This window comes from Brevundimonas denitrificans (assembly GCF_030160755.1).
GTDB classification, from domain to species: domain Bacteria; phylum Pseudomonadota; class Alphaproteobacteria; order Caulobacterales; family Caulobacteraceae; genus Brevundimonas; species Brevundimonas denitrificans.
Genome location: NZ_BSOY01000013.1, coordinates 13,658 through 38,384 on the forward strand (window position 1 = coordinate 13,658; position 24,727 = coordinate 38,384).

A 24,727-nucleotide genomic window follows, 5' to 3' on the forward strand; every position below is an offset into this window, starting at 1 on the left:
ATGGCATCGCTGAAGAACAGTCAGGGCTTTTCGACCCGCGCCATCCACGCGGGCCAGCGCCCGGACCCGACCACCGGCGCGGTGATGACGCCCATCTACGCCACCTCGACGTATGCCCAGGAAAGCCCGGGCGTGAACAAGGGCTATGAATACGCCCGCGGCAAGAACCCGACGCGCGAGGCCTTCGAGGCCTGTCTGGCGGATCTTGAGGGCGGGACCCACGGCTTCGGCTTCGCCAGCGGCATGGCGGCGACCTCGACGGCGCTGGAACTGCTGGACGCCGGGTCGCACATCGTCACCGGCGACGATCTGTACGGCGGCTCGTGGCGGCTGTTCGAGCGGGTGCGGCGCCGTTCGATGGGGCTGGACTTCGCCTATGTCGACCTGAGCGATCTGGCGGCGGTCGAGGCGGCGATCACGCCGAAGACGAAGCTGATCTGGGCCGAAACTCCGACCAATCCGCTGATGAAACTGGCCGACATCGCCGGCCTGTCGAGGATCGCCAAGGCGCACGGCCTGCTGCTGATCGTCGACAACACCTTCGCCACGCCCTGGAGCCAGCAGCCGCTGAAGCTGGGCGCCGATGTGGTCATGCATTCGGCGACCAAATATCTGAACGGCCACTCCGACATCATCGGCGGCGCGCTGGTCACGGCGAACCCGGACCTCGCGAAGGAGATCAAGTTTCTCCAGAACTCGGTCGGCGGGGTGATGGGGCCGTTCGACGCCTTCCTGGCCAACCGGGGGCTGAAGACGCTGGGCCTGCGCATGAAGGCGCACAATGAGAACGCCCTCGCCGTGGCGCGCTGGCTCGAGGACCGGAAGGGGATCGCCAAGGTCATCTATCCCGGCCTGATCAGCCATCCGCAGCACGACCTCGCGTCACGCCAGATGAACGGCCGGTTCGGCGGCATGGTCACGGTCCTGATCGACGGCGATCTGGAGCGGACGAAGCGGGTGCTGGAGCGGGTTCAGGTCTTCACCCTGGCGGAGTCGCTGGGCGGCGTCGAAAGCCTGGTCAACCACCCGGCCATCATGACCCACGCCTCGGTGCCGAAAGAGGTCCGCGAGGCGGGCGGTGTGACGGAGAACCTGATCCGGCTGTCCGTCGGCGTCGAGGATGTCGAGGACCTGATCGCGGACCTTGATCAGGCGTTGGCCGTCTAGGCGGCCTTGCTGTCCGGCAGGGCGGTCTGGTGGCCGGTCGCCGGGACGACCTTCTTCTTGGCGGGCGCGCGGGGCTTCTTGACGGCGGTGGTCGTCTTGTCCGCGGCGCGGCGGGCTACTTCCTCGTCGATCAGGGGCACCAGTTCGGCGGCGGTGGCCATCTTGGTGGGGGAGCCGCTTTCCGACAGGCGGACCGCATTGAGGCGCAGGGCCTTCAGGTCCGGGTCGGTCATGGTCGGGAGCTTTTCGGCCAGCGGGGTCATCGGCATCTCCTGGAGTTGGAAAACAGTCGGGCCGGCGCCTGTTCGGCGGCCGGCCCTTCCATCAGCCAGGCGTCAAGCCCGGCGGGGTCGCTTGTCGGAAACTATTCGGCGGCCTTGAGGCGACCGGCCGATTCCTTGCCCGAACGCGAGTCGCGTTCGACTTCGTAGGAAATCTTCTGGTTTTCGTTCAGCGTGCCCAGATCGGACGTTTCAACGGCCGAGGCGTGGACGAACACGTCCTTGCCGCCGTCATCGGGGGCGATGAAGCCGTAACCCTTGGTGGAATTGTACCATTTCACAGTGCCGGTAGCCATTTTGAGACCTCCGTTAGGCGTTGACCGCCGGAAGAGGTTCCGGGTCGGTCTGTCGGGTCTGAATGGGATCGGCTTTGGACCTCGGTGCGCGATGCAAAGGGGCAGCAGCGTTTCGCAGTGAGATCGACGAGGCCTCAGATGGGCGCTTTACCCGGCAATAGCAAGCACGGTGATTCCGGAAGGCGGAGGCGGAGCCCGCACACGCAGGCTCCGCCGGGCTTTCGTCAGTTGGGAATGGAGACGGTGTCAGTGACGTGGATGACCCCGTTGGACTGGAAGACGTCGGCCTGTGTCACCGTGGCGACGCCGCCGTTCTCGTCCGTGAGGATGACGGAGCCGCCGCGCAGGGAGGCGGTCAGAACGCCGCCCTCGACGGTGGTCAGACGCGCCTGTCCGCCGCCCGCGCGGATCTGCGCCGTCAGGTCGGCTGCGCTGACCCGGCCCGGCACCACGTGATAGGTCAGGATCTTCGTCAGGGTCGCCTTGTTCGCCGGCTGGACCAGGGTTTCGACCGTGCCAGCGGGCAGTTTGGCGAAGGCGGCGTTGGTCGGGGCGAAGACGGTGAAGGGGCCGGGGCCCGAGAGCGTCTCGACCAGTCCGGCGGCGGTGACGGCGGCGACCAGGGTGGTGTGGTCGCGCGAGTTCACGGCGTTCTCGACGATCGTGCGGTTCGGATACATGGCGGCGCCGCCGACCATCACAGTGGCCTGGGCTCCCGGGCCGGTGGCCATCGAGTCCATGCCGCCCATGGATGAACAGGCGGCGGTCAGCAGGGCGCCGGCGGCGATGGCGGCGATAAGGGCGGCGCGGGTGGGGGTGAAGGTCATGTCGGTTTCTCTCCTGAGCGGCCGTCGTTACGGCTCGGACGGAAAGACGGGCGCGTCCCCGGGGCGGATGCGGCCGTGCGGCGTCTGGCCACGGGCTGCATCCAAGGCGCGGGTCTTACGTTGCGCGGGCGACCGGACAGCAAAACGGCGGCGAAGGCTTTCGCCCTCGCCGCCGTCGAAATCACGCGTCGGAAACCGACGCCTGAACTCAGCCTTCGGTCTTCAGCTGACCAGCCGATTCCTTGCCCGAACGCTTGTCGCGCTCGATTTCGTAGGAAACCTTCTGGTTTTCATCCAGGCCGCGCAGGCCCGCTTGTTCGACGGCCGAGATGTGGACGAAAACGTCCTTGCCGCCGTCGTCAGGCTGGATGAAGCCGTAGCCCTTGGTGGAGTTGAACCATTTTACAGTGCCGGTAGCCATTTTCAGGACCTCCGCTAGCAGTTGGCCACAGGGAAAAGCCCCTGCGGTCTGTCGGGTCTGAAAGGAGCGGCTAGACCTCAGTGCGAAAGCAGAGGGTGGCGTTTCGCAGAGAGCTCGACAAAACGCTTTTGGACCGGCGGCGCGCCAAAATCAAGACAGGCGTCCAGCCCGGCTATTCGGCGGCTTCGCCTTCCGGATCGGCGACATAGTGTTCCTGGCAAAGCTTGCGCAGGGCGGCCGTCAGGGTCGGGCCGTAGAGGGAATCCTGGATCCGCTCGAAGCCTTCGGACTGCAGGGCCTGTTTGATTTCGCCGACAGTGCGGCAGCCGCCGCCGCGCGCCAGTTCATAGGCGCGTTCGAGGGTCGTGGGACGATGGTTGCTCATCTGTCCTAAATAGGGGCCCCGGCCGGAAAAGCGAGGCCCCTGTTCCGGTCTCAGAAGGCCAGGCTGATCCCCGCCACCAGACTGTCGGCATACTGTTCGCCCGGCACATCGGCGTCGGTGGCGTAATAGCGCAGGTCGGCGTCGATCTTGTCGGTCAGGGCGTAGGTGAGACCCGCATTCCACGCCGTGTAGTCGAGGCTGTTGTCCTGCTCGCGCCGGCCGATCGCGGCCGTGCCTTCCAGCTTGTCGGTGAAGTCCCAGCCCAAACGCGCCTCGACCCAGGTCCAGGCTTCGGTCCCGCCCATGCCGTCGGGCGAATACTGGAAGCGGACACGGCCGCTGGCCGGGCCGATCGAGCGTTTGACGTCGGCGGTCAGCTCCCAGGCATTGTCGTCATAGGTCGAGGCGGCGTCGATCTGGGACTTGAAGGTGGCGTTGAGGTCGAGGTCGAAGCCGGCGATCTCAGGCCGGACGCCCGCGCCGATCTCCACTTCCAGATCAGAGCCGCTGGAGCTCTGGATGGTCTGGAATCCGGAGCCGGCGTAAATCAGTCCGGAGGCGTTTTCCCATTCGGCCTCGCCCCAGACATAGGCCTCGCCGTCGGACTTGGACGCGCCCTTGGAGCGGTTGTCCGTGGCGGCGCCGACGGCGAAGGACCAGTTGCCGGAAGGGGCGGGGGCGTCCTGGGCCGCGACGGGCGCGGCGGCGGCCAGCAGGGCGGTCGCCAGGACGGCGGCGGTCGTCAGGGTGCGGAGCATGTGTGAGTCGCCTCGTTTGGAACGAGGCGCGGTCTAGAGCCGCTTCTTGTCGAATTTATCACAAGCCTGTGTAAATTCGTCCGCCAGCCGACGGACAAGCTGGGCCGTGGGCAGAACATCACGCACGCCGGCCGACCCCTGACCGGCGGACCAGACCGTTTTCCAGGCCTTGGCCTCATCCGCCATGTCGAGCTTGTGCTCGGGCAGGGACTTGGGATCGATGCCGTTGGCGACGAGAGACGGCGTCAGGAAATTGGCCGGAATGCCCGAGACGGCGGGAGTGTAGGTGATGTCCGAGGCGCCGGCCTCGACGACCATCTGTTTGTACTCGGGCTGCGCCATCGACTCCGTCGTCGAGATGAAGCGGGTGCCCATATAGGCGAAGTCGGCGCCCATCATGATGGCCGCGGCCACGTCGCCGCCGGTCGACAGGCAGCCGGACAGGATGATGGTCCCGTCGAAGAAGGACCGAACCTCCTCGACCAGGGCGAAGGGGTTGATCACCCCGGCGTGTCCGCCCGCGCCGTTGGCCACCAGGATCAGGCCGTCGACCCCCGCCTGGGCCGCCTTGCGGGCGTGGCGGACATTGGCGATGTCGTGGAAGACCACGCCCCCGTAGCCGTGCACGGCATCCACCACATCGCGGACCGCGCCGAGAGAGGTGATGATCAGCGGCACCTTCTCCTCGACCGAGACCATCATGTCGGCCATCAGGCGGGGGTTGGTGGGGTGGACGATGTGATTGACGCCGAAGGCGGCGGCGTCGGGGTTCAGCCGCGCCTTGATGTCGTGCAGCCATTCCCGATAGCCCTCGGTGGTGCGCTGGTTCAGCGACGGGAAGGTGCCGATGATCCCGGCGTTGCAGGCCTCGACCACCAGATCCGGTCCGGAGACGAGAAACATGGGGGCCGCGATGACCGGCAGCTTCAGACCCTTTTGCAGCGATGCCGGAATGGCCATGACGTTTCCCCGAGTTGTCTTTGGCTACGGATAGCGGGCTGTCGCGGGGGAAGGCAAATGGCTTCGGGCGAACCCGGAGCGCGGCGGCTCGTGATCCTTTCAGTAGTCTGGCGCCCGATAGCGCAGGACGAATCTCACTTCGGAGCCGGGCGCGGCGTCCTGGACTGACTCCGGTGAGAGCGGGCGGACCTTGCGGCGGACAGGGCGGACGGACCGAACCCGACTCCCGGAGGAGTTTCGCTGACAATGAGGCAGTGTGACAGGGTTCCATCCGGGGCGACGCTGCACGCGACGGAGGCGCTGCCTTCCGTGACACCCCGGGCCATCGCCCGCTCCGGAAACTCGGGCAGGGGCCGACGCGCCCAGGACGGGTTGGTGATCGCCGGGCGTTCCGGCGCTGAACCGACCGGCGGGATCTCCTGCGCCGAGGCCCCTGACATCGTCAGGCCCGTCACGACGCCCGAAAGGACGATGGCCTGTCTCAGGCTTTGAAATGGTTTCCGCATCGCCCTATGTCCTCCCGCAGATCACCCTGATGCCTCGCCCCGCCGGGCGCCCGCAAGCCGAAACACCTTCCGATCATGACCACCGACACCTCAGGCCTGCATCAGCTCGGCCAGCACACCGTCCAGCCGACCAGCCCGGAAACGGCCGAACTGGAGCGGGTGCCCAATCCCCATCCGGGAATGCTGTATCTGACGCGGTTCACCGCGCCCGAGTTCACCAGCCTGTGCCCGGTGACGGGCCAGCCGGACTTCGCCCACATCGTCATCGACTATGCGCCGGGCGACTGGCTGGTCGAGAGCAAGTCGCTGAAGCTGTACCTGACCGCCTTCCGCAACCACGGCGCCTTCCACGAGGACTGCACCGTCGCCATCGGCAAGAAGATCGCCGACCTGCTGCAGCCGAAATGGCTGCGCATCGGGGGCTACTGGTACCCGCGCGGCGGCATTCCGATCGACGTCTTCTGGCAGACGGGCCCCGCGCCCGAGGGGCTGTGGCTGCCGGATCAGGGCGTGCCGACCTATCGCGGGCGGGGGTGAGACGCCTCATGTCGCTTCGCCCCTTCCATCTCGCCTTTCCCGTTCATGACCTCGACGCCGCGCGTCGCTTCTGGGGCGGGACCATGGGCTGCCCCGAGGGGCGCAGTTCGGACGAATGGATCGATTTCGACTTCTTCGGCCATCAGATCGTGACGCATCTCGTGCCGGGCATGAAAGCGCCTGACGCCGGCGGCAACGCGGTCGACGGCCATCAGGTGCCGGTGCCCCATTTCGGCGTGGTGCTGGAGATGGAGGACTGGCAGGCGCTGGCCGACCGTCTCGTCGCGGCGGGGACGAAGTTCGACATCGAGCCCCATGTGCGATTCAAGGGCCAACCGGGCGAGCAGGCCACGATGTTTTTCCGCGATCCGAGCGGCAACGCCATCGAGATGAAGGCCTTCGAGGACCTGGGCCAGCTGTTCGCGAAATAGGCGCCGGTCCGCCGGGCGGCAGCCCGATCGCAGGCGGGGCTGGAGTGCGTCGGCGCGGCCGGTTGAGATGGCGTCAGAACCCACGGCCCGGACAATCCTCCCGCGGGCTTCGATCCAGGCGGTGACCGGCGCTCCCTTTATCGCCGCGCGAGGAAGACGCAGGAGACTCCGATGCCGGGGATCAGGGCGAGCGCAAAGGCGCGTTGCCACAGGCCGACGTTCCGGGATGTCACAAGTTCTCCGACGCCGAACATGACGGCGAGCGTCGCGATCATCGCCGCGAGCCAAAGCCCGAGCAGGGCGTAAACCACGCCGCTGGCCCGGCCGCGCAGGGCGATCATCAGCATCACGGGCAGCAGCAGGCCGCCAAACACCAGGCCGAAGCCGTTGTGAAGCGGATTCGGCATCGGATAGAGCCCGCCGAAGATCATGCCCGCGCCCCAGGCGGCCAGGGCCGCGCCGGCGAAGGCGCCGCTCACAAGGCGTCCCGCGGCGGCGAAATGCCAGACCAGGCCCAGGCCGCCCAGCACCGCCAGCGCGCCGGTCGCGAGGATCCCGAGATTGAAGATGGCGGGGTGGGGCGCAGCCGCGCTCCCCAGCTCGCTGGCGTACTGGGTGACGTGGCTATATCCGGGCCAGGTCAGCGACGCGCCGATCAGCGTCGCGAAATACAGCACCGACGCGGCCGCGCCGCACCCAAGCAAGATCTTTCGCATGACAGCCCCTTTCCGGCCAATACGGCGGAATTTTAAACACGCCGATCCCCAACTGCCAAGCTTGGACCGGGGTCAGTCGTGGACCGCCCTGGCGCTGCACGCGACGGCCCGAGGTCGCTCGGGACGCGGGGCAGTGTCCGCAATCCTTCCTCCTCGCTCCGGCTCCGGACCGCTAACCTCCGCGCATGAGCGATTCCCGCCGCCTTCCGCTTGAAACCTGGGGCCGTCACTGGCTGCTTCGGCTCCAGACCGCCGCCGACCGCGCCGCATGGTCCCGGTACGGCTTCGAATTCCTGATGTTCGGGATCAAGCAGGGGTGGGCCTGTCTGTTCGGCGGGGCGATGCTGGCGATGTTGCTGGCGACGCATCTGTGGTGGCCCGACGAGGCGCCGGTCAGCCGCTACGACTTTCTCGTGGTCGGGGCGCTCGGCATCCAGGCGGCCATGCTGGCGCTCAAGCTGGAGAGCTGGGAGGAGGCAAGGGTGATCTTCGTCTTCCACGTCGTCGGGACGATCATGGAGCTGTTCAAGACGCAGGCCGGCTCGTGGATCTATCCGGAGGACAGCCTGCTGAGGATCGGCATGGTGCCGCTGTTCTCGGGCTTCATGTATGCGGCGGTGGGCAGCTATATCGCCCGCATCTGGCGCATCTTCGACATCAAATTCCGCCACTATCCGCCGCTGTGGACGACGTGGGTGCTGGCGGCCGCGATCTACATCAACTTCTTCGCCCATCACTGGCTGCCCGATATCCGGCTCGGCCTGTTCGTCCTGACGGCGGTGCTGTTCGGGCGCGGCTGGTTCTATTTCACGCCGGACCGGACGCGGCGGGCCATGCCGTTTCTGCTGGGGTTCTTTCTGGTCGCGACCTTCATCTGGCTGGCCGAGAATATCGGCACCTTCGCCAACGCCTGGGTCTATCCGTCCCAGAGCGACGGCTGGCATATGGTGTCGGTCGACAAGCTGGGCAGCTGGTTCCTGCTGATGATGATCAGCGTGGTGCTGGTGTCGCTTGTGCATCGGCCGGAAGAGGAACCGGTCGGGCTGGCCGGGGGAGGCGGTCGATGAACGATGGCTGGCAGGATTCGGCCGAAGCGTGGATCGCGGCGCAGGGCGAAACCGGCGACTATGGCCGGCGGTTCGTTCTCGACGCGCCGATGATGGAGCGGGTCCGGGCGGGGGTCTATGCTTCGGCGCTGGACGTGGGCTGCGGCGAAGGCCGCTTCTGCCGTCAGCTCAGGGCGGAAGGGGTGCGCGCGGTGGGCATCGACCCCGCGCCGGCGCTGATCGACCACGCCCGTTCGCTGGACCCCGACGGCGACTACCGGATCGAAGGCGCGGAGGCGCTGGGCTTCGGGGACGCGGCGTTCGATCTGGTGGTCAGCTATCTGTCGCTGATCGACATTCCTGACGCGGCGGCGGCGATCCGGGAAATGGCGCGGGTGTTGAAGCCCGGCGGAACCCTGTTGATCGCCAATCTGACCAGCTTCAACTCGGCCGGAGACGCCTCGGAACTGGGCTGGACGCAGATGGCGGACGGTCGCCGGGCGTTCGCCATGGACCACTATCTGGAAGAGCGCTCCGCCTGGATCGAGTGGCGCGGCATCCGGATCGTCAACTGGCATCGGCCGCTGTCCACCTACATGACCCTGTTGCTCGACGCGGGGTTGGTGTTGCGTCATTTCGCCGAGCCGGGCCCGCAAGGCGGCGATCCGGATCGGGGCGCGCACTATCGTCGCGCGCCCTGGTTTCTGATCATGGAATGGGTCAAGCCGGGCTGAGGGGGTGACCCCTGAAACGGCTGTGCTAGAGCGTCGGGCGAGACGGGAGACACCATGGCCGCCACGCAAACCGACGTCGTCATCCTGGGCGGGGGCCACAACGGCTTGGTCTGCGCCTTCTATCTGGCGAAGGCCGGGCTGAAGGTCACCATCCTGGAGCGCCGCCATGTCGTCGGCGGGGCGGCGGTGACGGAGGAATTCCATCCGGGCTTTCGCAACTCGACCGCCAGCTACACCGTCAGCCTGCTGAATCCGAAGGTCATCGCCGACATGGACCTGGCCCGGCACGGGCTGCGGGTTGTCGAGCGCAAGGTCTCCAACTTCCTGCCCCTGGACGACGGCCGCCATTTCCTCGCGGGCGAGGGGCGGACCCAGGGGGAACTGGCGAAATTCTCGACGCGCGATGCGGCACGTCTGCCTGACTATGAGGCGCGGCTGGAGACGGTGGCGGCGGTGCTGCGCGACTGGATCCTGAAGGCCCCGCCCAACATGGTGGACGGCGGCTGGATGGCCATGCTGCCTGAGCTGCTGAAGGGCGCGTCGCTGGGCAAACAGGCCGCGGGGCTGGACGTCACCGGTCGGCGCGATCTGCTGGACCTGTTCGCCAAGTCGGCCGGCGACTGGCTGGACGGTTGGTTCGAGAGCGATCCGATCAAGGCCCTGTTCGGTTTCGACAGCGTGGTCGGCAATTACGCCAGTCCGTACACGCCGGGCTCGGCCTATGTGCTGCTGCACCATGTCTTCGGCGAGGTGAACGGGCGCAAGGGCGTCTGGGGCCATGCCATCGGCGGCATGGGGGCGATCACCCAGGCCATGGCCGCCGCCTGCGCCGAACAGGGCGTCGAGGTGCGGCTGGAGACGCCGATCGCCGAGGTGCTGACGGAGAAAGGCCGCGCCGTCGGGGCGGTGAGCGAGGCGGGCGACGTCGTTCGGGCGCGGGCGGTGGTGTCCAACCTGCATCCGCGCCTGCTGTTCGAGCGGTTCGTGGATGACGCCGTCGTCCCCGCCGACTTCCGCGAGCGGATCGGGAACTACCAGTCCGGATCGGGCACCTTCCGCATGAATGTGGCCCTGTCGGAACTGCCGAACTTCACCAGCCTGCCGGGGCAGGGAGATCACCTGACCGCCGGAATCATCATGGCGCCGTCGCTGGCCTATATGGACCGGGCCCATGCCGAGGCGCGGCTGAACGGCTGGTCGTCGAAGCCGATCGTCGAGATGTTGATCCCCTCGACGCTCGACGACAGCCTGGCCCCCGCCGGACAGCATGTCGCCAGCCTGTTCTGCCAGCATGTCGATCCGGCCCTGGGCGACGAGCATCGCGACACGGTGGCGGATCTGATGATCGAGACGGTCGACAGCTACGCGCCGGGCTTCAAGGCCTCGGTGGTCGGGCGGCTGGCGCTGGGGCCGCGCGATCTGGAGCGGCGCTTCGGCCTCGTCGGCGGCGACATCTTCCACGGGCGGCTGACGCTGGACCAGCTGTTCAGCGCGCGCCCGGTCCTGGGCCACGCCGATCACCGGATGCCGGTTCCGGGTCTGTATCTGTGCGGCTCGGGAGCCCATCCTGGCGGCGGCGTCACCGGCGCGCCGGGACACAATGCGGCGCGGGCGGTGCTGAAGGACCTGGGTGTCAGGCAGTAGGCAGTAGGCGGTAGGCGGTATGTAGAGCGGTCGCCGCCAAGGCGCGCGATCCCTACTGCTGCCTACTGCCTGCTCCCCTAGACGTTCTCCACGCCCATCGCCTTCATCAGGGCCTCGCGGATGGCGTTTTCGGTGAAGGGCTTCTGCACCGTGGCGTGACCGCGCCAGGCGTCGGGCAGGCCGCTTTCGCCATAGCCCGTCGAGAAGACGAAGGGGACGCCGCGCGCCGTCAGCGCATCGGCGACAGGGAAGACCTGACGGCCGGCGACATTGACGTCCAGCAGGGCGGCGTCCAGCGACGCCGGGTCGGCGACCATGGCCAGCCCTTCCTCGATCGTGCCCGCGGGGCCTACAGGGGTGCAGCCCATGTCCTCGAGGATGGTTTCCAGCAGCATGGCGACCAGGGATTCGTCCTCGACCACCAGCACGCGCCGACCCTTCAACGTCTGGGTCATGATGATCTTTCCCTGTCCAGCGGAACCGAGAATTCCGCGTTGAAACCGTCGCTTGCGTAGTCCAGTTTGACGGCGCCCGCCAGATCATGGCGCACGTTTCGTTCAATCAGCCGGCTGCCGAAGCCCCGGCGTTCCGGGGGCGCGACCGGAGGCCCGCCGATCTCGCGCCATGTCAGCGTCAGCACCGGCCGGGTCTGGTTCGCGACCGACCAGTCCACCAGGACGCGGCCCGCCGGCGCGGACAGGGCCCCATACTTGGCGGCGTTGGTGGCCAGTTCGTGGAAAATCATGCCCAGCGACAGGGCCGCCGCCGGCTCCAGGGCCACGGGCGGACCGTTCAGGGTCACACGGTGGGAGCCGTGCGCCTCCGTCTCATGCTCGAGTATCGCGCCCAGATCCGCGCCTTCCCAGTGGCTGCGGGTCAGCAGGTTGTGGGTGTGGGACAGGGCCATCAACCGGGCCTGGAAGCCCTCGGCGAAGGTGGCGGGATCGACGTGCGAGCGCGCCGTCTGGACGGCGATCGACTGGACCGTGGCGAGGGTGTTCTTCACCCGGTGGTTCAGTTCGTCGATCATCAGCTTCTGGCGCTCGGCCGAACGAACGGTGCCGGTGACGTCGTGGCCCTGGACGAAGATGCCGGCGACGGCGCCGCGGGCGTCCCGAATGGGCTGATAGATGAAGTCGAGGAACCGCGACTCGAGCGGGGCGTCGGGCGTGCGCTGCAACTGCACCCGGCTGGCGCGGCCCTCGTACGGTTCTCCGGTGGCGTAGACGCTGTCGAGGAACTCGAAATAGCCCTGGCCCTGCACCTCGGGCAGAGCCTCGCCGATCGGCTTGCCGCTGATGTCGCGATGCCCGATCAGCTGGGCGTAGGCGCTGTTGTGGATCTGGAACACATGATCGGGCCCGGTCAGGACCGCCACAAAGCCCGGGGCCTGCATGAACAGGTCCATCAGCCCCTGCCGCTCGGTTTCAAGCCGGGCGTTGTCGGCCTGAACGCTCCGCGCGCCGCTGAGCAGGGCGCCGCCGACAATGGCGTCGATGGCGTGGAGCGCCGGGGCCGCCGCCTCCAGGGTCGCGGACCGCCGCAGGTTTTCCAGTTCAGTGATGTCGATGGCGTACTGGAGAACATGCTCGACCACGCCGTCCCGCAGCAGCGGCGTATGAATGACGCTCCAGTAGCGGTCTTCATAGGCCAGGGTCCCGTCCGGACCCGGCAGGGGTATCGCGTAGTGGAGAACCGGGATGTCGTTGCGGGCGCCGGTCGCGAAGACCTTTTCGAAGGACGCGCGCAGGCGCCGCGAGCTCTCAGGGCCTTCCAGCCCCGGGCCGGCGTCGAACGCCTCGAACACCGGCGTCCCGATCAATTCGGCGGCGGTGCGCTGGGTCACGGCCAGATAGGCCGGGTTCGCCCATACGAATTTCAGTTCCGGGCCGACGATGAAATAGGCGTTGGGCGAGGCGTTCAGTGCAGCCGCGAGGTCGGTCTCGATAGATGTCATCTGTCAGCGACTAGCCCCCCACTGCCAATACGCGACAGCCCCGATCACGCCTGCGGTAACGCTTGGCGGCCCGGGCGGTTCATCCGGGCCGCTTGCCAAGTGGGCCAAACTCCGCGGTTTGGCTAGAGTGATCGTATAATGTTTGTTTCCCTCCTCGCGGCGGCCGCCCTCATGATCTCTCCTGCCCAATCCGATCGCGCCGCGCCCCGGGTTCGCGCGGAGCAGGGGATGCTGGTCGGTGCGGCGGCGGACGGGGTCGAAAGCTTCAAGGGCGTGCCGTTCGCGGCCCCGCCCGTCGGGCCGCTGCGCTGGCTCAGGCCGCAGCCGCCGCCGACCTGGCAGGGCGAGCGGCCGGCGGCCGACTACGGCGCCATCTGCATCCAGCCGCCGGCCAACGGCGACCCCGGCGTCGGTCCCCTGCCGATGAGCGAGGACTGTCTGACGCTGAACGTCTGGACGCCGGAAGCACGCGGCGGCGCGCCTCTGCCGGTCATGGTCTGGATCCATGGCGGCGGATACAACAATGGCTCGGGAACGGCGGCGCTCTACGACGGGACGAAACTGGCGAGGCGCGGCGTCGTCGTGGTGACGATCAACTACCGGCTGGGACGGCTGGGCTTCTTCGATCATCCGGCGCTGGCGGCGGAACGAGGGCGGGAGGAACCGGCGGCGAACTACGGACTGATGGACCAGATCGCGGCCCTCGAGTGGGTGCGGGACAATGCGGCGGCCTTCGGGGGCGATCCCTCGAATGTCACCGTCTTCGGCGAGTCGGCGGGGGGCGCCGCGGTGACCCAGTTGATGGTCGCGCCGTCGGCCCGGGGCCTGTTCCACCGCGCGGTCGTGCAGTCGGGCATGGGTCGGCAGCGGTCGGCCGAACTGGCCCTGGATCGCCCGGGCCGTCCCTCGGCGCAGTCGCTGGGACGGGCCTGGGCGCGCGGCGCCGGTCTGGCGGCGGACGTGACGGCCGACGACCTGCGTGCGGTTCCCGCCGAGCGTCTGCTCAGCCCCATGCCGGCGTTCTACAGCGACAATCTGATCGTCGATGGCGTCGTGCTGACCGAGGACGTCGTCGAGGCTTTCGCCGCCGGACGACAGGCGCCGCTGCCGCTGATCCTCGGCGCCAACAGCGCCGAGTTCTGGTGGATCCGGCCCTCTGACGCCGGCGCCTATGGCCGCACCGACGACGCCATGACCGAGGCCGAGCATGACGCCCTGCTGGCGGCCTATGGCGGGCCCGAGGGCTATGACCAGCATGTCGTCAGCGACCTGGTGTTCAATGAGCCGGCGCGGCGCCTGGCGCGGCTGCACGCGGCCGGCGGCCATCCGACCTGGCTGTACCGGTTCGACGTGGTACCCGAGTCCAATCCCGGGCCCAGCGGCGGCGCCACCCATGCCTCGGAGCGGCCCTATGTGTTCGACAATCTGCACACGGTCGGACGGCCGATGGGCGAGCGCGATGAGCGGGCGGCGACGGCCATGGCCGACTACTGGACGACCTTTGCGGCCACGGGGAACCCCAATGGTCCGGGCCGGCCGACCTGGCCGGAGTTCGGGGCCGAACGCGACCGGCTGCTGGACTTCACCAACCATGGACCGGTGGCGCGGCCAATTCCGAACGCCGACCGGCTCGACCTGATCGAGGCCTTCTACGACCGGGTGCGGTGAGACTCAGAGCGTGTTCAGCACCTCGCCGTGGGTCTTGATGACCTCGGCGTAGAGCAGGCCGGAGTCCTTGATGGTCCGCTCCTGGGTGAGGAAGTTCACGTGGGTGATGCCGAAGCGTTTGGAATAGCCCAGCGACCATTCGAGATTGTCGAGCAGCGACCACGCCATATAGCCGCGGATGTCGACGCCCTTGCCGATGGCGTCGTGCAGGGCCTTGAGGTGGTTCTTCAGATAGTCGACGCGCATCGGATCCTGAATGCGGCCGTCGATGGCGTGGGGCGGGTCGTACCAGGCCGAACCGTTCTCGGTGACCATCAGCGGCAGCTTGCCGCCGGTCTGTTCGTGCAGCCAGACCAGGGTGTCGGTCAGGGCGGGGGGATAGACCTCCCAGCCGGTTTCCGTGTGGGCGTGCTGGATCTGTTTCACCGGGCGGGCGCGCACAGGCCAGGCGTCGGGCGCGTTCTCGGGCACGGAGCGGGTGTACCAGTTCAGCCCCATCCAGTCCGTCGGGGTGGCGATCAGGTCGAAGTCTTCCTGCGGGAACTCGCGGTAGGCCTCGCCGTAGACGTCCTTCAACTCCTCCGGATAGCCGCGGCCCATCAGCGGGTCTAGGAACCAGCGGTTCATCTGGGCCTCGGCGCGTTTGCGCGCCGCCTCGTCCTCGGGCTTGTCCGAGGCGGGGTATTTGGGCTCGATGTTGAGGACGATGCCGATCTGGCCCTCGCCCACCTCACGGAAGCGTTTCACCGCCGCGCCATGGGCGCGCAGGACGTTGTGGCCGGCGATCATGGCCTCGAAGGCCGACTTGTGGCCGGGCGCCAGGGCGCCGTGCAGATAGCCGCCGTCGACGATGACCCACGGCTCGTTGATCGTGCCCCAGGTCTTCACCCGGCCCTTGAATTTCTCGAACAGGACCTGGCCGTAGTCGGCGAACCAGTCGGCGATGTCGGGGTTGAGCCAGCCGCCGCGGTCGTCCAGCGCCGCGGGCAGGTCCCAGTGATACAGGGTGCAGAGCGGTTCGATGCCCTTCTCGAGCAGGCCGTCGATCAAGCGGTCATAGAAGGCCAGACCCTGGTCGTTGATGCGGCCGCGGCCCTCCGGCATGACCCGGCTCCAGCTGACCGAGAATCGGTAGGCCTGCAGGTTCAGCCGGGTCATCAGATCGATGTCCTCGCGCCAGCGGTTGTAGTGGTCGCAGGCCACGTCGCCGGTGTCGCCGTTCAGCATCATGCCCGGGGTGTGGCTGAAGCGGTCCCAGATCGAGGCGCCGGCGCCGTCGGCCATGGATGAGCCCTCAATCTGATAGGCGGCCGTCGCGGCGCCCCACAGAAAACCTTCGGGAAACCGATAGTTGCCTGTGTTTTTTGAAGTCATGTCGCGGGGCCTCGGAGAGCGGGAAATCAAACTGGATGGTCGGGCAGGGGGCGGTCGGTACGCGCCCGGAACCGTGAGCACAACCTCGGTGTGGCCAAACTAGGGCACTTGCGGGGGGCATTACTAGTGTGTCATGTAATCGGTTACACGGTTTTTTCGGACGGACCCGCGCAAAGCGGGCCGGGACTGGAAACGCTCAGGGAGGATGGACTTTGGCGCTGAGGGCGATCCGGCACATCTGCGTGGGGGCGGCGGCATGAAGGCCGCCACGATCCGCGATGTCGCCGAACGGGCCGAAGTGTCCGTCGCCTCCGTTTCGCGCGTGCTGAACGGCGCCGGGCCGGTCACTGAAGCCACCAGGAACAAGGTCCTCGAGGCCGCCCGGGCGCTGCAGTATGTGCCCCATTCGGGCGCCCGCAGCCTGTCGACCAGCAAGACCCAGACGATCGGCGTGATCCTGCCGGACCTTTACGGGGAGTTCTTTTCCGAACTGATCCGCGGCATGGACGTGGCCGCCCGCTCGCTGGGCTATCATCTGATCGTCTCCAGTTCGCATGACGACGCGGAGGAGGCGTCGGCCGCCATTCGCTCCATGCGCGGCCGCGTCGATGGCCTGATCGTGCTGTCGCCCCATCTGGACGCCGCCAACCTGGCCGCTGGCCTGGCCGGGCGGACCCCGATCCTGCTGATGAACGGCGGCGCCGCCGCGGGCCGGCCGTCCATTGTCGTCGACAATCACGGCGGCGCGGTGCTGGCGGTCGAGCATCTGGTCGCGACCGGCCGTCGTCGCATCGTCCACATCGCCGGACCGGCCGGCAACCTCGAGGCCGAGGCGCGTCTGGCGGGCTATCTCCAGGCGATGGCGCGCGCGGGTCTTCCGACGTCGGTCGTCGAGGGTGAGTTCACCCAGGCCTCCGGCCATGCGGCGGGCGTGGCGCTGGCGCGGCGAGAGCCTCGCCCCGACGCCGTCTTCGCCGGCAACGACAACATGGCCGTCGGCGCCATGCTGGCGCTGCAGGACGGGGGGCTGCGCATCCCGGAGGACGTGGCCATCATCGGCTTCGATGATGTCCCGATCGCGAGCCTGGTTCGGCCCGGGCTGACCACCCTGAGAATCCACATCGCCGAAACCGGACGAAGCGCGCTTGAGCGCCTCGTCCGCCTCATCAACGCAGCGGGCGAAGCCGTCGCCGACACCGCCTGCGAGATCGTGCGCCCCGAATTGGTCGTACGCCCGTCCAGCAATCCGGCGACACCGACCGAAGCCAGTTCCGTTCCATCCAACGCCGGCGAACGCCTTCGCGCCCTCGCCGAAACGCCATCTCTGAAGGGGGAGAATTCCTGATGACCCGCAAGACGATCCAGTATCTGGGGGCGGCCTCCGCCCTCGCCATGGCCGTTTCACTGGCCTGCGCCGGCGGCGCCTCGGCCCAGGGCGCCACGTCCACCCTCCGGGGGACGATCTACGAAGGCCAGGCGGTCGAGACTGGCGGCAGCATCACGGCGACTGAAGTCGCCACCGGCTATGTGAGCCGGGGCCGGATCGGCGGCGACGGCGGCTATGTGCTCTCGGGCCTGCGCCCCGGCACCTATCGCATCAACGTCACCACGGCGGACGGCCAGACCGTCGAGGATCTGATCACCATCTCCCTGGGTCAGGTCGCCACGCTCGATCTCGATGTGGCCCCTGTTGTAACCGGTTCCACTGAGGCCGGCGCCTCCGAGCTCGACGACGTGGTCGTCACCGGCCGCCGCATCTTCGAGGTGCGGACCTCGGAAGTCGCGACCAACGTCAGCCAGACCCAGATCAACAACCTGCCGCAGATCAGCCGCAACTTCCTGAACTTCGCGGCGCTCGCGCCCGGCGTGCGGGTCACCGAGGGCGAGACCGAGCGGACCATCTCGGCCGGCGGCCAGGGCGCCTCGGCGATCAACGTCTTCATCGACGGCCAGAACCAGAAGTCGACCATCATCGACGGCGGCGTCGGCGGTCAGGACGACAGCCGAGGCAACCCCTTCCCGCAGGTCGCCATCCAGGAATTCCGGGTCATCTCCCAGAACTTCAAGGCCGAGTATGAGCAGGCCTCGTCCTCGATCGTCACCTCGGTGACCCGTTCGGGCACCAATGAGCTGACCGGCGACGCCTTCATCACCTACCAGGACAGCGACTGGACATCGGAAAACTACAGAGGCGACGAAGTCGGCGTCGAGCGCCTGCAGTACGGCGGGTCGCTCGGCGGTCCGATCATCGAGGACCGGTTGCACTTCTTCGCCGCCTATGAGCGCAAGGACGAGACCCGCCGCAACACCGTCGCCCTGTCCCGGTCCGCCTACGCGCCGCTGTTCGGCGCCGACACCGGCACCTTCGACGCGCCGTTCGAGGAAGACCTGTTCTTCGGCAAGCTGTCGTGGTCGATCGACGACCGTCAAAGGCTGGATCTGAGCGCGACCTACCGCACCGAGGCCGACATCCGCGACTTCGGCGGCAACAACGCCTACAGCCGCGCCAACGAGATCAACACCGACGTGTCCTCGGTCGTGCTGCGCCACCAGTACCAGGGCGACGGCTTCCTGAACGAGGTCCAGTTCGACTTCTATGAATACAACTACAACCCGACGGCTCTGAACTTCTCGGACTACGGCCGGTCGTACGTCATCTTCCGCGATGACAACGCCGCGCCGGGGTTCCAGTACAATGTGTTCAACCGCGAAGACACGGTGTTCAACACCGGCGGCCAGAGCAACAACCAGGACATCCGTCAGCGGAGCTTCACCTTCCGCGACGACCTGACGCTCAACGACATCGAATGGAACGGCCAGCACACCATCAAGATGGGCGTGAAGTTCTCGGCCCAGAACATGTATGTGAACAAGCAGTTCGGCCGGAACCCTCAGTTCATTTTCGACGTCGATGCGCGTCCGGAAATCAACGGCAGCCGGGACATCCCGGTCCGGGTCGAACTGGGCGCCTTCGTCGAGCCGGCCGACGTCGATAACAATGTCTTCGGCGTCTACATCCAGGACGACTGGCAGATTTCCAGCCAGCTGGAGGTCAACCTCGGCCTGCGTTGGGACTATGAGGACAACGCCGTCAACAACGACTATGTGACGCCGCAATCCATCCGCGACACGCTGAACGCCATCCAGGCCCTGCCGGGCTATGACTTCCCGTCCTACTTCAACCCGGCGGACTACATCACCGACGGCCGCGACGCCTTCGCCGGCGCCTTCCAGCCGCGCATCGGCTTCTCGTTCGACGTCTTCGACGACGAGCGGACGGTGATCTTCGGCGGCGCTGGCCGCTACTACGACCGGGTCGGCTTCAACTTCGCCTTCGACGAACGCTTCAAGCCCTTCCAGTTCAACAAGGAAATTTTCTTCTCCGTGGCCGGCGGCATGCGCGGCGGCGTCAACACCGTGGCCTGGAACCCGGCCTATCTGACCCCCGCCGGGCTCGATCCCCTGCTGGCCGCCACGCCGGGTTCCGGCGAAATCTTCCTTATCAACAACGATATGGAGCCGCCGCGGACCGACCAGTTCAACTTCGGCGTCCGCCAGAAGTTCGGCGATTTCCAGACCGCCCTGACCTTCGCCTACGGCAAGACCGAGAACCTGTTCGCCTGGTACATCGCCAACGCAGGGTCCGAGACGGGCAACCGCTTCTCCGGCCCCACGCCCGGTTCGGTCGGCCATCCGGAGTTCCGCAACCTGATCTTCTTCGGCAACAACGACGCCGAACAGACCTTCAAGGCCATGTATCTGACCGTCGACAAGCCGTTCGACAACGACAGCGGCTGGGGCATGTCGTTCACCTACACCCTGTCGGAGTCCGAGCGTAACGGCAGCCGTGACGGCGGCCTCACCGGCTTCGACTTCGACTACAACCGGCCGGGTCTGTCGCCGACCTTCCCGACCAACCAGGACGAACGGCACCGGATCGTGGCGACGGGCATCGTCGCCCTGCCGTTCGACTTCCGCCTGTCGGGCATCCTGACCCTCGGTTCGGGCCTGCCGTTCACCCAGTTCGTCTGTCCCAATGCGACGAACCCGGACATCTGCTGGAACGGCGGCCGGCCGGACAAGGAGGACTTCCTGTTCTTCCCGAACTCCTTCGCCTTCCGCCAGGTCGACCTGCGTCTGACCAAGGAATTCGATGTGTTCAACGGCCAGTCGGTCGAGCTGATCCTGGACGCGATCAACGTGTTCAACTTCGAGAACTACTCCAACTTCGAACAGTGCTTCTGCTCGTCGGAATACCGCGATCCGCGCGGACAGTACCTGCCGACGCGCAGTTTCCAGCTCGGCCTGCGTTACCGCTGGTAGTCTCTCCCCGTGCCTGACGGCCGCCTCCCGGATCTTGACCGGGGGGCGGCTGACTTTTTTTGACTGATTTGCGTTTAGAGTATGAGGATGGAGCCCATGGATCGTCGCCGGTTTCTGTTGGGTTCCACGGTCGCCGGCGCGACGGCCCTGGGGCTGTCCGGCTGCGGGGGAGCGGGCCTGGAGTATTTCCGGCCGACGCCGCCGCGCGTCTATCCCGCGACGGATGAGCTGCAACAGCGCACCTTCAACTGGTTCACCCACGTCACCAACCGGGCCAACGGCCTGACGCCTGACCGCTGGCCGACCGAGTCCTTCTCCTCCGTGGCGGCCGTCGGTTTCGCCCTGACCTGCTGGCCGATCGGGGTCGAGCGGGGCTGGATGAGCCGCGAGGAGGCGCGCGAGCGCACCCTGACCACGATCCGCTTCTTCCACGACGCACCGCAAGGACCGGAGGCGACCGGCGTCAGCGGTCACAAGGGCTTCTTCTATCACTTCCTCGACATGCGCACCGGCCACCGCTTCGGCCGCACCGAGCTGTCGACGGTCGACACCACCCTGCTGGTCGCCGGCATGTTGTTCTGCGCCCGCTGGTTCGACGGCGATCATGCCGACGAGGCCGAGATCCGTCGGGTGGCCCAGGCCGTCTATGACCGGATCGAGTGGGACTGGGTCATGGTCCGGCCCAACCGCATCTCGATGGGCTGGCATCCGGAGACCGGCTTCATCGAGGCCGACTGGCACGTCTACAACGAAGGCATGCTGGTGCTTCTGCTGGCCATCGGCAGCCGGACGCATCCGGTTCCCGCGACCGTCTGGGACGAGTGGTGCGGCGTCTATGATCGCAGCTGGACGGACCGCTGGGGCCCGGCGCACCTGCATTTCGCACCGATGTTCGGGCACCAGTACAGCCATATGTACATCGACTTCCGCACCATCCAGGACGCCTGGATGCGGGCGAAGAGCGAGGCGGTCGGCAGCCGCTATCTGTGGACCTATCACTACAACAGCATCCTGGCGGTGCAGGCGCAGCAGAAATACGCCGTCGACAATCCGATGGGCTGGGCCGGCTATTCGGAGGACGTCTGGGGCCTGACAGCCTGCGACGGGCCGGGCGATTTCAAACAGGTCATCGACGGGCGCGAACGGGAGTTCTTCAGCTATTCGGCCCGCGGCCCCGGCGAGCGCGACGACGGCACGATCGCGCCGACGGCCATGGCCGCCTCCATGCCGTTCGGACCCGACGCGGTTGAACGCGGCGTCGTCGCCATGAAGGCCCGCTATGGCGCCGCCATCTACACCGAGTTCGGCTTCCTCGACTCGTTCAATCCGACGCTGACCGAGCGTCAGGGCCGGCTGCAGCATGGACGGATCGTCCCCGGCGTGGGCTGGGTCGACGGCGACTATCTGGGCATCGACCAGGGACCGATCGTCATCCAGATCGAGAACCATCGCACGGCCGTCGTTTGGGAGCGTATGCAGGGCGACCCCAATCTGGTGCGAGGGCTCAAGCGGGCCGGGTTCACCGGCGGCTGGCTGGAACGCGCGTGATCGAGGCCCGGCCGGACCGGCGATCCACGCTCGGACTTCTGGCCGGGGCCGCGGTCTCGGGCGTCGCCGGCTGCGGCCCGCGTGATGACGGAAGGACGCGCCTGTCCTTCTGGGCCATGGGCAATGAGGCGACCAACGTCCCGCAGATCCTGCCCGAGTTCGAGCGGCTGAACCCCGGCATCACGGTCAATGTCCAGGCCCTGCCGTGGACGGCCGCCCACTCCAAGCTGCTGACGGCCTATGCCGGCAATTCGCTGCCGGACCTCAGCCAGGTGGGCAATACCTGGGTGTCCGAGATGGCCGCCATCGGCGCCATCAGCCCGACGCCGGCCTTCGCCGCTGACCTGCTGACCGACCAGTTTCCGGCGGTGCTCGAGACCAACCGGATCGGCGGACAGGTCGTCGGCACGCCCTGGTATGTCGACACCCGCCTGATCTACTATCGCTCTGACATGCTGGAGCGGGCCGGGTTCGCCGCCGTGCCCCAGACCTGGGACGGCTGGAAGGCCGCCATGCATGCGGTCAAGCGCGTGGCCCCGTCGGGCGCCTACGCCGTCCTCCTGCCGGTCAATGAGTTCGAACAGCTGCTGACCTTCGGCCTGCAGGGCGCCGAGCCGCTGCTGCGGGACCGCGACACGCGCGGCAATTTCTCCAGCGCCTCCTTCATCGCCGCCCTGGAGTTCTACAAGAGCCTGTTCGACGAGGGCCTGGCTCCGGTAGCCTCCTCGACGCAGATCTCCAACGTCTGGACCGAGTTCGAGCGGGGCTGGTTCAGCTTCTACTTCTCGGGCCCCTGGACCATCGGCGAGTTCAAGGACCGGCTGAAGCCCGAGACGCGCTGGATGACCTCGGGCGTTCCCGGGCCGACCGGGCCGGGGGCCTCGGCCCCGGGCGGGTCGTCGCTGGTGGTCTATCGCCATTCGCCGCATCAGGAGGCGGCGTGGAAACTGGTGCGCTTCCTGTCCGATCCGGCGGTGCAGGCGCGGTTCAACGGCATCACTGGCAACCTGCCCGCCCGCGAGAGCGCCTGGGCGACGCCGGCCGTGGCCGGCGATCCCTATATCGCCGCCTTCAAGGGCCAGCTGTCGCGGGCCAAGGCTGTGCCCAAGGTCCCCGAATGGGAGCGGATCGTCACCGAGATGCAGATCGTCGCCGAGCGGATGGTTCGCGGCGAATATGCGCCCCGCGCCGCCGCCGCCGAGATCGACCGCCGCGCCGACCGTCTGCTGGAAAAGCGCCGCTGGATGATCGAGCAGGGGAGGGCCGTATGACCGCTGTTCCCGTCATCGCCAGACCGGCCCGCCGGGCCGGAACCCGTCGGTCGCGCGAGCGGGCGGCCTGGGGCTTCGTCGCCCCGTCCCTGATCGCCATCGGCCTCTTCTTCGCCATCCCGGTCTTCTCGGCCCTGCTGCTCAGCCTGACCGATTTCGACATCTACGCCCTCGCCGACATCGGCAACGTCCGCTTCGTCGGCCTGCAGAACTATGAGCGGCTGCTGGGCAATCCGCTGTTCTGGACGGCGATGAAGAACACCGGCCTGTTCGCCGTGATCGGCGTGCCGCTGTCGATCATCACCTCGCTGGGGGCCGCCGTGATCCTCAATGCGCGGGTGGTGAAGTGGCGTCCGCTGTGGCGGGTGATGTTCTTCGCCCCCTATGTCACGACCCTCGTGGCCACCGCGGTGCTGTGGAACTACCTGCTGCACACCCGCTACGGCATCATCAACTGGGCGATCCAGAGCCTCGGCCTGCCCGCCGTCGACTGGCTGGGGCAGCCCTCGACCTCGATCCCGGCCATCCTGATGTTCGTGGTCTGGAAGATCTTCGGCTACAATATGCTGATCTTCCTCGCGGTTCTGCAGACCGTGCCGGACGACCTCTATGAGGCCGCGCGCATCGACGGGGCCGGGCCGTGGAAGCAGTTCAAACACGTCACCCTGCCGGCCATCGCCCCGACCCTGCTGCTGGTCTCGATCATCTCGGTCGCCGGCTTCTTCCAGCTGTTCGCCGAACCCTATGTGATGACCCAGGGCGGCCCGGCCCAATCCACCGTGACGGTGCTCTACTTCATGTATGAAGAGGGCTTCAAATGGTGGAACCTCGGCTCGGCCAGCGCCGTCGCCTTCGTCCTCTTCCTCTGCATCCTGGCCGTCACCCTGGTGCAGCTGGCGGTCGCCAAGCGGATGGGAGCCTACGAATGAGGGGCCGGACCGTCAAAGCCATCGCCCTCAACCTCGCCGTGGCCTTCATCGCCCTGCTGGTCCTGTTCCCGCTGGCCTGGATGGTGTCAGTCAGCTTCATGTCGACCGGCGAGGCCGCGGTCTTCCCGCCGCCTTTGCTGCCGAAGACCTGGACGCTGGATCACTACCGCGACCTGTTCCTGACCCAGGGCATGGGCCGCTACCTCTGGAACAGTTTCGCCCTGGCCTCGATGGCCACCGGCCTGGCGCTCGCCTTCACCGTCCCGGCCGGCTACGCCTTCGCCAAACTGACGTTCAAGGGCCGGGACAGGGTGTTCCAGCTGCTGGTCGCGGCGCTCGTCGTTCCGGCCCAGATCGGCACCCTGCCGCTGTTCCTGATGCTCAAACAGATGGGGCTGGTGAACACCTACGCCGGGGCCCTGGTGCCCTGGCTGGCCTCCATCTTCGGCTTGTTCCTGGTGCGCCAGTACGCCCTGAGCATTCCCGACGAAATGCTGGAGGCCGCCCGCATCGATGGCGCCTCGGAGGGTCAGATCTTCCGCCGCGTGGTGCTGCCGACGCTGCAGCCGATCATCGTCACCCTGGCCCTGTTCGTCTTCCTCGGCAGCTGGAACGACTTCCTGTGGCCGCTGATCATCCTCACCGACCAGTCCAACTACACCTTGCCTGTGGCGCTGGCCGCGCTGTCGCGGGAGCATGTGCAGGACATCGAGATGATGATGGCCGGCGCCGTCATCACCGTGGCCCCGGTCCTGATCCTCTTCCTCGCCCTGCAGCGCTACTACATCCGCGGCATGCTGGCGGGGAGCGTGAAGGGCTGAACACTCACTGATCCGCTCATCCCGGCGAAAGCCGGGACCCAGTGTTCTGGGTGAAGGGTGGGTCGAGGGATCGCGCGGTCGCCGATTCCTGAACACCAGCGTCTCGCTGGACAGTACTGGGTCCCGG

Annotated in this window: 24 protein-coding genes; 13 read left to right on the plus strand and 11 right to left on the minus strand. The window is 67.2% G+C overall.

Annotation, left to right across the window (positions count from 1 at the left end):
* On the plus strand, positions 1-1,167 hold the full coding sequence (locus QQJ79_RS04725; RefSeq protein WP_284221646.1) for a cystathionine gamma-synthase: 1,167 nt from the start codon (positions 1-3) through the stop codon (positions 1,165-1,167).
* On the opposite strand, the gene QQJ79_RS04730 is transcribed toward QQJ79_RS04725, so the two are convergent.
* From QQJ79_RS04730 to QQJ79_RS04760, 7 genes are all read right to left on the minus strand, one after another.
* On the minus strand, positions 1,164-1,430 hold the full coding sequence (locus tag QQJ79_RS04730; RefSeq protein WP_284221649.1) for a hypothetical protein: 267 nt from the start codon (positions 1,428-1,430) through the stop codon (positions 1,164-1,166). The two genes, QQJ79_RS04725 and QQJ79_RS04730, sit on opposite strands and share 4 nt — an antisense overlap.
* A gap of 101 nt (positions 1,431-1,531) precedes the next feature.
* Entirely contained in the window at positions 1,532-1,744 is a 213-nt protein-coding gene (locus tag QQJ79_RS04735) for a cold-shock protein (protein WP_055828885.1), read from the minus strand.
* 224 nt (positions 1,745-1,968) lie between these two features.
* The gene (locus QQJ79_RS04740; protein WP_284221660.1) at positions 1,969-2,571 is read right to left on the minus strand and encodes a fasciclin domain-containing protein; all 603 of its coding nucleotides are present in this window, start codon (positions 2,569-2,571) and stop codon (positions 1,969-1,971) included.
* Between the two features lie 208 nt (positions 2,572-2,779).
* The gene (locus QQJ79_RS04745) at positions 2,780-2,992 is read right to left on the minus strand and encodes a cold-shock protein (protein WP_055828888.1); all 213 of its coding nucleotides are present in this window, start codon (positions 2,990-2,992) and stop codon (positions 2,780-2,782) included.
* Positions 2,993-3,164: 172 nt separating this feature from the next.
* Positions 3,165-3,377, minus strand: a complete 213-nt coding sequence (locus QQJ79_RS04750; protein WP_284221667.1) for a hypothetical protein — start codon at positions 3,375-3,377, stop codon at positions 3,165-3,167.
* Positions 3,378-3,427: 50 nt separating this feature from the next.
* The gene (locus tag QQJ79_RS04755; protein ID WP_284221687.1) at positions 3,428-4,135 is read right to left on the minus strand and encodes a TorF family putative porin; all 708 of its coding nucleotides are present in this window, start codon (positions 4,133-4,135) and stop codon (positions 3,428-3,430) included.
* A 33-nt stretch (positions 4,136-4,168) separates the two neighbouring features.
* Entirely contained in the window at positions 4,169-5,095 is a 927-nt protein-coding gene (locus QQJ79_RS04760; RefSeq protein WP_284221689.1) for an NAD(P)H-dependent flavin oxidoreductase, read from the minus strand.
* Between the two features lie 581 nt (positions 5,096-5,676).
* Here QQJ79_RS04760 and queF point away from each other — a divergent pair.
* Both queF and QQJ79_RS04770 read left to right on the plus strand, forming a co-directional pair.
* Positions 5,677-6,138 carry a preQ(1) synthase gene (queF, locus tag QQJ79_RS04765; protein ID WP_284221691.1) on the plus strand — a complete coding sequence of 154 codons (462 nt, stop codon included), beginning with the start codon at positions 5,677-5,679 and terminating at the stop codon, positions 6,136-6,138.
* An 8-nt stretch (positions 6,139-6,146) separates the two neighbouring features.
* Positions 6,147-6,569, plus strand: a complete 423-nt coding sequence (locus QQJ79_RS04770; protein ID WP_284221693.1) for a VOC family protein — start codon at positions 6,147-6,149, stop codon at positions 6,567-6,569.
* A gap of 137 nt (positions 6,570-6,706) precedes the next feature.
* On the opposite strand, the gene QQJ79_RS04775 is transcribed toward QQJ79_RS04770, so the two are convergent.
* Complete coding sequence (locus tag QQJ79_RS04775; protein ID WP_284221695.1) at positions 6,707-7,285, minus strand: DUF998 domain-containing protein; 579 nt, start codon at positions 7,283-7,285, stop codon at positions 6,707-6,709.
* 185 nt (positions 7,286-7,470) lie between these two features.
* Here QQJ79_RS04775 and QQJ79_RS04780 point away from each other — a divergent pair, with 185 nt between their 5' ends.
* Genes QQJ79_RS04780 through QQJ79_RS04790 form a run of 3 tightly spaced genes read left to right on the plus strand, consistent with a single transcriptional unit; the run spans position 7,471 to position 10,709 of the window.
* The gene (locus tag QQJ79_RS04780) at positions 7,471-8,352 is read left to right on the plus strand and encodes a DUF817 domain-containing protein (RefSeq protein WP_284221697.1); all 882 of its coding nucleotides are present in this window, start codon (positions 7,471-7,473) and stop codon (positions 8,350-8,352) included.
* Positions 8,349-9,065 (plus strand): class I SAM-dependent methyltransferase, encoded by a 717-nt coding sequence (locus QQJ79_RS04785; protein WP_284221698.1) that lies wholly within the window; start codon positions 8,349-8,351, stop codon positions 9,063-9,065. Before QQJ79_RS04780 ends, QQJ79_RS04785 begins: the two co-directional genes overlap by 4 nt.
* Positions 9,066-9,119: 54 nt before the next feature.
* On the plus strand, positions 9,120-10,709 hold the full coding sequence (locus QQJ79_RS04790; RefSeq protein WP_284221699.1) for a phytoene desaturase family protein: 1,590 nt from the start codon (positions 9,120-9,122) through the stop codon (positions 10,707-10,709).
* A gap of 77 nt (positions 10,710-10,786) precedes the next feature.
* On the opposite strand, the gene QQJ79_RS04795 is transcribed toward QQJ79_RS04790, so the two are convergent.
* Positions 10,787-11,164 (minus strand): response regulator, encoded by a 378-nt coding sequence (locus tag QQJ79_RS04795; protein WP_284221700.1) that lies wholly within the window; start codon positions 11,162-11,164, stop codon positions 10,787-10,789.
* Positions 11,161-12,666: a sensor histidine kinase gene (locus QQJ79_RS04800; RefSeq protein WP_284221702.1), complete on the minus strand. Its 1,506-nt coding sequence runs from the start codon at positions 12,664-12,666 to the stop codon at positions 11,161-11,163. Before QQJ79_RS04800 ends, QQJ79_RS04795 begins: the two co-directional genes overlap by 4 nt.
* A 138-nt stretch (positions 12,667-12,804) precedes the next feature.
* Between QQJ79_RS04800 and QQJ79_RS04805 the strand changes: the two genes are divergently transcribed.
* Positions 12,805-14,334, plus strand: coding sequence for a carboxylesterase/lipase family protein (locus QQJ79_RS04805; RefSeq protein WP_284221704.1), 1,530 nt, complete (start codon positions 12,805-12,807; stop codon positions 14,332-14,334).
* A 3-nt stretch (positions 14,335-14,337) separates the two neighbouring features.
* Here the strand turns inward: QQJ79_RS04805 and QQJ79_RS04810 are convergent, their stop codons facing one another.
* Positions 14,338-15,708: a GH1 family beta-glucosidase gene (locus QQJ79_RS04810; RefSeq protein WP_284221705.1), complete on the minus strand. Its 1,371-nt coding sequence runs from the start codon at positions 15,706-15,708 to the stop codon at positions 14,338-14,340.
* Between the two features lie 256 nt (positions 15,709-15,964).
* On the opposite strand from QQJ79_RS04810, the gene QQJ79_RS04815 reads away from it, so the two are divergent.
* From QQJ79_RS04815 to QQJ79_RS04840, 6 genes are all read left to right on the plus strand, one after another.
* Complete coding sequence (locus QQJ79_RS04815; RefSeq protein WP_284221707.1) at positions 15,965-17,053, plus strand: LacI family DNA-binding transcriptional regulator; 1,089 nt, start codon at positions 15,965-15,967, stop codon at positions 17,051-17,053.
* The gene (locus tag QQJ79_RS04820) at positions 17,053-20,031 is read left to right on the plus strand and encodes a TonB-dependent receptor (protein ID WP_284221709.1); all 2,979 of its coding nucleotides are present in this window, start codon (positions 17,053-17,055) and stop codon (positions 20,029-20,031) included. The genes QQJ79_RS04815 and QQJ79_RS04820 overlap by 1 nt, the downstream gene beginning before the upstream one ends.
* Before the next feature lie 96 nt (positions 20,032-20,127).
* Entirely contained in the window at positions 20,128-21,579 is a 1,452-nt protein-coding gene (locus QQJ79_RS04825) for a glucoamylase family protein (protein WP_284221713.1), read from the plus strand.
* Positions 21,576-22,850, plus strand: a complete 1,275-nt coding sequence (locus QQJ79_RS04830; RefSeq protein WP_284221715.1) for an extracellular solute-binding protein — start codon at positions 21,576-21,578, stop codon at positions 22,848-22,850. The genes QQJ79_RS04825 and QQJ79_RS04830 overlap by 4 nt, the downstream gene beginning before the upstream one ends.
* Positions 22,847-23,779: a carbohydrate ABC transporter permease gene (locus tag QQJ79_RS04835; RefSeq protein WP_284221717.1), complete on the plus strand. Its 933-nt coding sequence runs from the start codon at positions 22,847-22,849 to the stop codon at positions 23,777-23,779. The genes QQJ79_RS04830 and QQJ79_RS04835 overlap by 4 nt, the downstream gene beginning before the upstream one ends.
* Entirely contained in the window at positions 23,776-24,600 is an 825-nt protein-coding gene (locus QQJ79_RS04840; RefSeq protein ID WP_284221719.1) for a carbohydrate ABC transporter permease, read from the plus strand. The genes QQJ79_RS04835 and QQJ79_RS04840 overlap by 4 nt, the downstream gene beginning before the upstream one ends.
* The last annotated feature ends 127 nt before the right edge of the window (positions 24,601-24,727 follow it).

Bases quoted from the DNA above. Each gene is read 5' to 3' on its own strand.
- QQJ79_RS04785 (WP_284221698.1), top strand. From the start codon at position 8,349: ATGAACGATGGCTGGCAGGATTCGGCCGAAGCGTGGATCGCGGCGCAG.
- QQJ79_RS04840 (WP_284221719.1), top strand. From the start codon at position 23,776: ATGAGGGGCCGGACCGTCAAAGCCATCGCCCTCAACCTCGCCGTGGCC.
- QQJ79_RS04790 (WP_284221699.1), top strand. From the start codon at position 9,120: ATGGCCGCCACGCAAACCGACGTCGTCATCCTGGGCGGGGGCCACAAC.
- QQJ79_RS04800 (WP_284221702.1), bottom strand. From the start codon at position 12,666: ATGACATCTATCGAGACCGACCTCGCGGCTGCACTGAACGCCTCGCCC.
- QQJ79_RS04730 (WP_284221649.1), bottom strand. From the start codon at position 1,430: ATGACCCCGCTGGCCGAAAAGCTCCCGACCATGACCGACCCGGACCTG.
- QQJ79_RS04795 (WP_284221700.1), bottom strand. From the start codon at position 11,164: ATGACCCAGACGTTGAAGGGTCGGCGCGTGCTGGTGGTCGAGGACGAA.
- QQJ79_RS04805 (WP_284221704.1), top strand. From the start codon at position 12,805: ATGTTTGTTTCCCTCCTCGCGGCGGCCGCCCTCATGATCTCTCCTGCC.
- QQJ79_RS04775 (WP_284221695.1), bottom strand. From the start codon at position 7,285: ATGCGAAAGATCTTGCTTGGGTGCGGCGCGGCCGCGTCGGTGCTGTAT.
- QQJ79_RS04735 (WP_055828885.1), bottom strand. From the start codon at position 1,744: ATGGCTACCGGCACTGTGAAATGGTACAATTCCACCAAGGGTTACGGC.
- QQJ79_RS04815 (WP_284221707.1), top strand. From the start codon at position 15,965: ATGAAGGCCGCCACGATCCGCGATGTCGCCGAACGGGCCGAAGTGTCC.
- QQJ79_RS04820 (WP_284221709.1), top strand. From the start codon at position 17,053: ATGACCCGCAAGACGATCCAGTATCTGGGGGCGGCCTCCGCCCTCGCC.
- QQJ79_RS04770 (WP_284221693.1), top strand. From the start codon at position 6,147: ATGTCGCTTCGCCCCTTCCATCTCGCCTTTCCCGTTCATGACCTCGAC.
- queF (WP_284221691.1), top strand. From the start codon at position 5,677: ATGACCACCGACACCTCAGGCCTGCATCAGCTCGGCCAGCACACCGTC.
- QQJ79_RS04780 (WP_284221697.1), top strand. From the start codon at position 7,471: ATGAGCGATTCCCGCCGCCTTCCGCTTGAAACCTGGGGCCGTCACTGG.
- QQJ79_RS04755 (WP_284221687.1), bottom strand. From the start codon at position 4,135: ATGCTCCGCACCCTGACGACCGCCGCCGTCCTGGCGACCGCCCTGCTG.
- QQJ79_RS04725 (WP_284221646.1), top strand. From the start codon at position 1: ATGGCATCGCTGAAGAACAGTCAGGGCTTTTCGACCCGCGCCATCCAC.
- QQJ79_RS04760 (WP_284221689.1), bottom strand. From the start codon at position 5,095: ATGGCCATTCCGGCATCGCTGCAAAAGGGTCTGAAGCTGCCGGTCATC.
- QQJ79_RS04740 (WP_284221660.1), bottom strand. From the start codon at position 2,571: ATGACCTTCACCCCCACCCGCGCCGCCCTTATCGCCGCCATCGCCGCC.
- QQJ79_RS04750 (WP_284221667.1), bottom strand. From the start codon at position 3,377: ATGAGCAACCATCGTCCCACGACCCTCGAACGCGCCTATGAACTGGCG.
- QQJ79_RS04835 (WP_284221717.1), top strand. From the start codon at position 22,847: ATGACCGCTGTTCCCGTCATCGCCAGACCGGCCCGCCGGGCCGGAACC.
- QQJ79_RS04810 (WP_284221705.1), bottom strand. From the start codon at position 15,708: ATGACTTCAAAAAACACAGGCAACTATCGGTTTCCCGAAGGTTTTCTG.
- QQJ79_RS04745 (WP_055828888.1), bottom strand. From the start codon at position 2,992: ATGGCTACCGGCACTGTAAAATGGTTCAACTCCACCAAGGGCTACGGC.
- QQJ79_RS04825 (WP_284221713.1), top strand. From the start codon at position 20,128: ATGGATCGTCGCCGGTTTCTGTTGGGTTCCACGGTCGCCGGCGCGACG.